Origin of the sequence: Bifidobacterium sp. wkB338, from assembly GCF_003688325.1 — a bacterium.
Classification (GTDB): domain Bacteria; phylum Actinomycetota; class Actinomycetes; order Actinomycetales; family Bifidobacteriaceae; genus Bombiscardovia; species Bombiscardovia polysaccharolytica.
In genome coordinates, this window is the sequence record NZ_NPOR01000048.1 from 1 (window position 1) to 1,004 (window position 1,004).

Sequence of the window (1,004 nt, forward strand, 5' to 3'; positions counted from 1 at the left end):
CGTTGTCAGATCCTCATCTGATATGTGATGATGTCTTGCCTTAGTCGGACCTACTCCACCATACCAGCTCTCCTTCTCATATTCGGCCGCTATATTGTCGAGCATCTGGTCGTCTGTATAGGCAGAATAATTGATTGCTTTCCGGCCCATGGTCACCTCCTATCAATTCCCAATTAGTGCAAGGTCTTATAACGGACGGCGGTGTCATTGGGTGATAAATCAGCCATTTACCGGGACCAATTTCTGCTGGACTCATACAATAGATGGCTGCCATTTCCAGGAATCTGCCCCTGGGGTCAAGGCCGACAGCTGTCCATGAGCCTGATCCACTCAGCCTGGGAACCGATAGGTATTGCTTTATCTTCCGTATCTGCAGGAGTAACACCAAAGCTACATCTGATATTTTGCATTTAAGCTAGCAACGCTTGGATATAGGAAAGTGTTATGTTCTCATGCCTATCATTTAGGTACGAATCTAGGCTCGAGACTATCCAAATCAGTAATCGTGCAGGGCATAAACCAGCTGCATTCGGGTCATGAGAACCGTCATAGGAACTGAAATGGTCGAATAGTCGCAATTATGGTTGCAATGAGACTATTGATTTTGCAAATTGATTTTCGTTATCTTGCATTAATGAAGAGTACTCCTCGTATGTCGATGCTCCAGTTGGAATCGGGAATCCAACTTTTTCGAGTACGACTTTTTGCTCGCTTTCCCTAAACCGTACACTTTGCGAACCGCCATTGATGCCTTGAAGCAATTCAAATCCTGTAATAAAAGGTGTGGATTTACTATTCTCTTGTGATTCGGGGTACCAGTATTGTCCATATCTGGAGTCAAACCGATACATGTAGGCCAGTAATTGAAGATAGTCTGCGCCAGCAATATTGTCTATCGGCTTGTATTTTGCGTCAGCAATTACGGTAGGAGCACTGCTTATTAAGAAATCAGGATATATAAGGCCAAATTGCCCTTTGACTTTAGAACTTCGGCCATATTTCTC

Annotated in this window: 1 pseudogene; it reads right to left on the reverse strand. The window is 44.0% G+C overall.

The annotated features are described in order from the left end of the window. Nucleotides 1–578: 578 nt before the first annotated feature. Nucleotides 579–1,004: pseudogene (locus CI603_RS09065) on the reverse strand (McrC family protein); the annotation flags it as partial.